Below are 8,130 nucleotides of genomic sequence, written 5' to 3'. Positions count from 1 at the left end.
TTCCGCCTTCAGATTGTCGGCTGTGGCAAAGGTTCCCCATTTGCCCGTCGGATCGGGCTCGTCGACGAGGAAGAAGCCGAACACGTTCGGATTGCCGATGAAGGGCGTGACTTTCTGAATGAAAGACGAGGTTGCGCCATTGGCTTCATCGAGCCAGACCAGACCTTTCGTGCCAGCCGGCAATGCGTTGAGTTCGTCTACGGATGAAACGTCGACAAGATTGAATCCGGCGGTTGCGACCTCGGAGGCCGACCCACCCGAGGCGTAGTGGAGGGTTGTCATGCAAATATCCTTCGTCCAATTCGGTGGTGCCCCGGTGCCTGCCTATTGGAAAGGATATATTAGGGCCAAATCAAATACCGGCGCCCTTTGATAGATTCGTTGATCATGGCAAGGAGAGCCTGTGCGACGGGAAGGCTGCCCTGGTCATGGTACTTGTTGATTGTTTAGGGATATTTCAGCTCGGCGACGCAGGACTAGGCTGTTCTCGCCACGGCGGCAATGCCGGCGGATTTGTTGTGGATCGGCCAGGAACGTGCACGAGCATCCTGTCTCGATTCAGGTCCGGGTGTGCGAATCACCCGCTATGCGCCGCTCACCACAAAGGCTCTTTCTATCAGCGGACGGTTGTGGCTGAGATAGGGCTCAACAAGCATGTCCAGGTGCCCGCCGACGATCGGGATTATGTTCAGGCCGGTGACGAAAGCACTCCAGCCAAGGTCTGACGGAACGCCCGTGCGCCTGCACCGAAACAGGGTGGCGGTAATCGGCAATGCGGGCTTCGGCTGCGCGAGCCACTGGCCAAATGCACGCATCCGCAGGACTTCTTCGAGTTCAAGGCGCAAGATGAATCGCGTTCTGGCGAAGGTCCTCCATTTCAGCCAGTCGATGCCCCTCGCAAGCACAGCCTCGACACCAAATTGGGCAAACAATTTTGCCAGGGCCCGCAAAATCATGCGATCCACCGTCACTCGATGCGTCCGGATGCGCTGGACGGTGCGTGCCAGTCGCTCACGATAGTTGTGCTGCCCGGGCCCGATATTGGTGTCGAGGATTCCCAGGAACGTGACCGACCGACCAGCGGCGACAAGCTTGGCGGCCACTTCGAACGCGACGCCGCCACCAAGCGAATAGCCGATCAGCTTCACATCGCCATCAGGCTGGGCCTGGCTGATCTGGTCGACAACCGCATCCACCATCCGCGGTATAGTGCCGTGTCCCTTCAGCAGGTCGTTCAGATCCCCGTAGCGCACGGCAACAACTCTGGCGACTTTGCCCATCTCGGCACCGAAGGCCGCCAGGCTTGGACCATAGCCGATCGATCCGGGGACGATGAACAAAACGGGTCTCGGGTCGGAAGCTTCGACAAGCGGGTTATTTGTGTCTTGCCCTGGAGACGCTGCCCGGACGACATCGGCAAAGCTCATCCCGACGGTGAACGCGTCCAGGTTGAGTTCCCGCCCCACCGCCGTCTCCAGTTCCATGACGAATTGCAGCAGCTTCAAGGAATCGCCACCGGCATCGTCCCAGCGGCTGCCAGCTGCCCGTTTGCCCGGGAGAATCCTCTCCCATACGGCCGCCGCGGTGCCTTCGATATCAAGCGGGTTCGCCGCCTGCCGGACTATGGGCGTGTTCTGCGCCTCTTGCGCGTTCAGTGCGCGATCCAGTTCCCGCAGCTTGACGCCGTCGACCTTGCCGCCTTTGAGCTGCGGTATCTCGGCAACACTGTGCAGGCGCGTCGGGTGAACGGCCGGCGGCAGGGCCGTCCTGATCAGGTCGCGCAATTCAGCAATGAGCTCGCTTCCGCCAGGTTTGGCGGGGACGACAAAGGCCACCAGTTCGTTCGCGTCCGTCACCACCGCAACGGCATCATCCACCTGAGGCGCCCGGCGCAGGACGAGTTCCAGTTCGGCAGGTTCGACCCGCCTCCCGTTTATTTTGATCTGGCGTCCCTTTCGTCCGACGATCCACATCATTCCAGTGTCGTCGACCTTGACCAGATCACCCGTTGCGAAGGTTCGAAGCAGGAGGTTGCCGGAGTTCCCCTGAAGAGGGACGTTTTCTCCATCCGCCCAATAGCCGAGCGTGGTGTAGTTGCCTCTGATCAGCAACTCTCCTTCATCGCCCGGGGCGGCCTCGCATGCGTTCTCATCCACGATGGTGTATTCGATGCCGGGCAGCACGAAGCCAACCGGGACCGTTGCGCCGCGTTCCGGGTAGCCTCTCGGCAGGAACCATTGCGTGCCGGTCGTTTCCGTGGACGAATAGCTGATCTGGACAAGGCAGGACTCAGGAACGTTGTCGCGGAGCCGGTCGATATCGGACCATAGGATCTTTTCTCCGCCGACCCGCACGATCCGCAAGGAAGAGAATGTGTCGGGCGCAGAACCATTCATCAACACACGCAGCAGCGCCGGCACGAGATAGACGACCGTCACCCGCCATTTCTGAAAATTATCGCGGGCAGCGCGAATACCGGCACTCTCGATATCCGACAGGTACAATGTGGCGCCGCATAGCATAGGTGTCATCATCTCGCGGCATCCCGCGATCGTCGCCGGCCCAGTCAGTGGCATAAACACGTCGTCGGGACCGAAGTGGCAGGCATCCACATATTGCTGAACGCGTTGGAGGATCGCCCGCTGGCTGTTCACGACGCCCTTCGGCGCCCCGGTGCTGCCTGACGTGTACAGAACGATTGCCGGAGCATCGACGGACACTTCGGACGGCAACGCCGATAGGCTGCCATCCAGCGATGCGGCCATGCAACTTGCCGCATCGATCCACTCAAGCGAGGAGGCATCCGGCCAGCCTGCCGGCTTGCCTGGCCCTGGCTTGATGATCGCAGCCAGCCGCGCGCTGGTGGAAATTGCGGCGAGGCGCTGAAATGGATCCCGGGGGTTCAATGGCACGGCGGGCCTGCCGGCCCGCATGGCGGCGAGCATGGCCACCGGATACCAGAGCGTATTTCCGATGAGGATCCCGACCGCCTTGCCTGGTGGGGTCGAACCATCAATCGCACCCGCCAGGTTTTGGACCGCGTTGAGCAGTTCCGAAAAGCTGAGGGACGTAGAGCCGTCACTGATCGCGATCTTGTCCGGGTATTTTTCGACGATCCGCTTCAGGTGCGAGAATGCCGATTTTTCGGAGAAGTCATCGCCCATCCGCGGGAAGAGGCGGCTGGTGGGTCCGCCCATGTCCAGAGGGCGAGTGGAGGCCTGTTTCCACGTGAAGCCGTCAGGAGGGCCGTTGCCGCGCAGGATCACAACCTCTTGATCCGTTGTCGGTCCGCCAACGGATGGCAAGGCGCGTGGAAAACGGCTCTCTAAACGCGGGCGCCCCGACGTCTCCAACACAGCCCCCTTGTTTGCTGACTGGCTTTGCCGTGTCGTACGCGACCGTGTCGGCGCTGGCATCGTTAGAACGAATGAGTTCCAGCTCAACTCATCCATCCGACAGCGAATGCCGCTGCATGGCCGCATCGCCCAATTCCTTGCTTCATTTAAACAGACGAGGACAACGCGCAAGCCTACTCCTAGCGTGAGCCTGGGTGTTGTGCGTACTGGGGCGATGAACCGGGCCATGAAAACAGATCATAGGGCCAGCGGTTTTACGCGATTGGGATTCTGCCGGCATCCAGGAGGGACAGGATGAGTCCGCATCTGGTTTGCATTGGAGGCGAGGATCACCGGCTTAGAATTCCGTTCCTTCTGGCGCTGCGTGAAAGGGGCTTTCGGGTCACTGCCGTCTCGAGCGATGTCGAAGACGCCTTTTCACCTCACGGCATTCCGCATCGCCGGTTTGGGTTTGACCGCTTTGCCAGCGGCGGTGGAGAATGGGGCGCTGTCAGCGCGGTCCGCGAATTGATGTCCGAATTGCGTCCGGACGTTGTTCAAAGTTTCGACACCAAGCCCAACCTCCTGACCCCTTTGGCCGTGCGCGGGCAGGTTCCGGTCATTCGCACCATCAATGGGCTTGGTTGGACATTCTCGTCACGGGAACCGCGGGCGCTGGCGCTGCGTCCGGTCTTTTGTGGCCTTCAGGGGCTGGCGTCACTTTGGACAGCCATGACGGTCTTCCAGAATCGGGACGATCAGGCCTTCTTCGACCGCTATCGGCTGGTGGGTCACGCCAAAAGCCGATTGATCCGGAGTTCCGGCATCGACCCGAATGCATTCTCGACAGCAAGGTACCGCGGCCCTTCGGCCACCACGATGCGCGAAGCGCTTGGGCTTCAGTCGGCCGAAATCATAGTCTTTGTCGGTCGGCTGACTCGCCAGAAGGGGATTCCGACCCTCCTCAAGGCGGTTCCCCGCGTCCTCTCCGAGAGACCCAATGCGCGTTTCGTGCTTGTCGGTCCGCAGGACTCCGAAGGTCCGTTCGCGGTCGGCAGGTCCGATATCGAGCAATATGCTCCTTATGTCGTCGCCTTGGGGCCAAGGCGGGACGTTCCGGCCCTCCTTGGCATGGCGGATCTGTTCGCGTTTCCGACGCAGTATCGCGAGGGTGTTCCGCGCGTCCTGCTGGAGGCGGGATTGTCCGGATTGCCAATCGTCGCCTCGAGAATGCCCGGCTGCAATGACGTGGTTGAAGATGGCTGGAATGGCTATCTCGTCGCGCCGCGCGATGCCGATGGCCTGGCGTCCAGACTAATCGATCTTCTGTCTGATCGCGCCCGTGCAAAGATCATGGGCAGCCGTTCCGTCGGCCTCGTGCGGGAGCGATTTTCGCTGTCGTGGGTCGTCGACCAGTATTGCGATCTGTACAAGACCGTCCTCGGTGGCAAATACCGCGGCAGTCTGGCTCGGCCCGCGCCCGCGATCTCCAGGGAAGAGGGTGCGCGGGTCCCCCGACTGGGTGAGGCGCGGCAATGATCCGTGACGCGATCCTGGCCTTCGGCATCGCGATGTCCTACGCGGTGCAACTCAGCATTCCGGGGCTGCCGTTCGGTTACAGCGAACTGTTCCTCACGCTCTGGATATTGCTGTCGATCACGCGGATCCTTGCTGGCGGCCGACTGGAGGTTACGCCGGCCCTGACCAAACTTGCATGTTTCTGGGTGATCCTGACGCTTGCCCTGGGCGTGGGTTCCATCATCGGCTTTCTGACGACCACGCTGTTTCTGGATCCGTTGTTGCATGACACGATGGCGTATGTGCTGTTGGCCTGCGTTACCTGTCTGGCTGCCGCGGAGCCCAACGCGGCTGTCCGTCTACGCCGTATCGCCTGGTGGATGATCGCTGTCGCGAGTGCATGCTTTGTCGTTCAGGTAGGGCTTGGTTTCGGCTGGATACATCAGTCTGGTGTCCACCCCTGGTACTGGGACCGCTTCAGCGGTTGGTCCGACAATCCGAACCAGCTTGCGCTCTACTGCGCGCTTCTCGGTCCACTGGCCCTGCATCTCGCCACATCCACCAGCAATCCGTGGGGAAGATGTCTTGCGCTGTGCAGCCTGATGCTCACCTTCTATGTCGGAAGGCTGACAAAGAGCGACACCTATCTCTACACGACGGTCCTGGCCTGCCTGATTCTTCTCGGACTGCGGATTCGGGCATGGCTCACCAGCGACGGCGGCAAGGTCGGCCTTTCACGGCAACTTGCCCTTCTGTTCACCATTGCATTCCTTCCATTGGCGGTCTCCATCGCGCCCTACGCCCTCAGCGAGGCCGCCAACGCCGAAAACTTCGCCAAGAGCCTCACCAAGGACAAGGGCGGGGATGCGACCGCGGAAACCGCGGCACTTCGCCTCTACCTTTGGGACGAGGCGTTGAACAAGGGAGCCAGATCCGGATCGCTGGGTCTCGGACCAGGCCCGCACCTTGATCGTCCCCCTATCGTCAATCAGCAGTTTCTGCCGCGGCCTTTCGAGGCCCACAGCACGATCCTAGATCTCTACACTCAGGGCGGCCTGATTTCAGTCCTGGCCCTGCTGTGGATCCTCGGCTCGGCCGCTATGTCCGCTTGGCGTGCGAGACAGGACACGCTCGTGGCGCTGGTCGCATCGATCGCTGTCTTCAGTGCGCCGCACCTGATCATCCGCCATCCGATCGTGTGGTTCTGTCTGACCCTCTGCCTTGTCGCCGGAATGCCGCAGGCGACCCCCGCGATCGTTCGCCAGAGGAGATATTAGAATGTGTGGGATCGCCGGAATTCTCTTGGCGCCCGATGCAGCCGATACCGACGCGCTCAGGGCGATCGGGCCGGTGACGATGGCCCTTCGTCATCGCGGGCCCGACGGCGAGGCGCTCTGGATGAGCCGTGAAGCCGGGATCGCTTTCGGCCATCGGCGTCTGGCCATTGTCGACCTGTCGGAGGCGGGTCGCCAACCGATGCACTCCGCGAGCGGCCGGTATGTCATTACCTTCAATGGCGAAATATACAATTTCCGCGATCTGCGCCGCGAACTGGAAGGCGCGGGCCACCGTTTCCGCGGCACCAGCGACACGGAAGTCATGCTCTGCGCGATCGAGAACTGGGGCCTCGATGCGGCACTCCAGCGCTTCGCCGGCATGTTCGCTTTCGCGCTGTGGGATCTGAAGAACCGGGTTCTCCACCTCGCCCGCGACCGAATGGGCAAAAAGCCGCTCTATGTCGCCTCGACACGTGAAGCGCTCGTCTTCGCCTCGGAGCTGAAAGCGATCACTTGTTTCCCGGGATTCAGCCCTGAACTCGATGTCGATGTGGCGGCGACGATGCTTTCGAAAGGGTGGGTGCCGGATGATCGCTGCATCTGGCAGGGTGTGTTCAAGCTGCCGCCCGGTTCAGTCCTGTCGGTGACGGCGGCGGATTTTGCCAAGGCCCGCGGCACCGACGCGCTTGCGCATCGCATTCGCCGCTGGTGGTCGCTGGCCGATGTCGCCTGCAGGGCGCGGCGAGATCCGATCGCCGGCAGCGACGAGGACCTTACGACCGAGCTCGACAGACTGCTTCGCCTAGCCGTCAATGAGCGAATGGTTGCCGATGTGCCGCTTGGCGCCTTTCTGTCGGGCGGAATCGACAGCTCGACGGTCGTCGCCCTGATGCAGGCGCAGTCCCACAAGCCCGTTCGCACGTTCACCATAGCCTTCGGCGAGAGCGGGTTCGACGAGGCACCCCATGCGGCCGCGGTTGCGCGGCATCTGGGCACCGATCATACGGAACTTCATCTTTCACCGGCAGCGGCGCTTGAGGTCATTCCGGAGCTGCCGAGGATCTGGGACGAGCCGTTCGCAGACGAGTCGCAGATACCGACGCTGCTGGTGTCGCGCCTCGCCCGGCGGCACGTCACCGTGGCTCTATCGGGCGATGGCGGCGACGAGTGCTTCGCGGGCTATTCTCGACACTTCCTGGCAACCCGCCTCAGAAGGCAGCATGAGCTGCCGTCGTCGTTTCGTCGGATGTTGGCGGCAGGGGCAGGATTGCTGGCCCAGGCCTCCCACAAAGACATCTTCGGCAACCTGCCGCTTTCGGCGGCTATGCGGCACGGATTGCGCGGTGACCGGTTGCACCGCCTCGCCCGCCTGTTCGCCGCGGCAAATGAGGACCAACTGCTTCAGCGGCTGACGGAATCTTCAACCAACAAACTTCTTCATCACAAGCCACCGCCATCGAATGCCAGCGCGCCACCGCTCGACGATCTGCTGTCGCGCCTGCTGTTTGACGACATGACCGGCTATCTCCCCGGCGACATCCTGGTGAAGCTCGATCGCGCCACCATGGCCAACAGCCTCGAGGGACGATGCCCGATCCTGGACCATCGCGTCGTTGAATTCGCCTGGCGCCTGCCAACCGATGCCAAGGTCCGAAGTGGCAGGGGCAAATGGATACTTCGCCAGCTCCTTGATCGTTATGTACCGCGCGGACTGGTCGATCGGCCCAAGCAGGGTTTCGACGTTCCGGTCGGAGCCTGGCTGAAAGGACCCCTGCGCGACTGGGCAACGGATATCATCGCCACGACACGCCTGTCGGGAGATGGGGTCATCGACTGTGCGAAGGTCGACGCATGTTGGCGCGATCATCAGCATGGAAACCAGGATCATTTCCGCGACTTGTGGCCGCTGCTGATGTTCCAGGCATGGCGCAACGAAGCCATGCGGCCATCGGCGCCGGCAACGCGCCCTTCTTACGATATCGAACTGACAGGGGATTGAG

4 protein-coding genes and 1 pseudogene are annotated in these 8,130 nt (G+C 61.7%); 3 read left to right on the top strand and 2 right to left on the bottom strand.

Annotated elements, in window-relative coordinates; genetic code table 11:
• Positions 1-282: pseudogene (locus ACWGS8_RS34125) on the bottom strand (calcium-binding protein); the annotation flags it as partial.
• Positions 283-584: 302 nt separating this feature from the next.
• Entirely contained in the window at positions 585-3,266 is a 2,682-nt protein-coding gene (locus ACWGS8_RS34120) for an AMP-binding protein (protein WP_454585039.1), read from the bottom strand.
• Between the two features lie 384 nt (positions 3,267-3,650).
• Between ACWGS8_RS34120 and ACWGS8_RS34115 the strand changes: the two genes are divergently transcribed.
• Genes ACWGS8_RS34115 through asnB form a run of 3 tightly spaced genes read left to right on the top strand, consistent with a single transcriptional unit; the run spans position 3,651 to position 8,129 of the window.
• The gene (locus tag ACWGS8_RS34115; RefSeq protein WP_454585038.1) at positions 3,651-4,874 is read left to right on the top strand and encodes a glycosyltransferase; all 1,224 of its coding nucleotides are present in this window, start codon (positions 3,651-3,653) and stop codon (positions 4,872-4,874) included.
• Positions 4,871-6,130: an O-antigen ligase family protein gene (locus ACWGS8_RS34110; protein ID WP_454585037.1), complete on the top strand. Its 1,260-nt coding sequence runs from the start codon at positions 4,871-4,873 to the stop codon at positions 6,128-6,130. The genes ACWGS8_RS34115 and ACWGS8_RS34110 overlap by 4 nt, the downstream gene beginning before the upstream one ends.
• A gap of 1 nt (position 6,131) precedes the next feature.
• Positions 6,132-8,129 (top strand): asparagine synthase (glutamine-hydrolyzing), encoded by a 1,998-nt coding sequence (asnB, locus tag ACWGS8_RS34105; RefSeq protein ID WP_454585036.1) that lies wholly within the window; start codon positions 6,132-6,134, stop codon positions 8,127-8,129.
• The last annotated feature ends 1 nt before the right edge of the window (position 8,130 follow it).

The organism is Mesorhizobium sp. 43Arga, from assembly GCF_053714255.1.
This window is presented reverse-complemented; position numbering and strand designations above follow the sequence as displayed.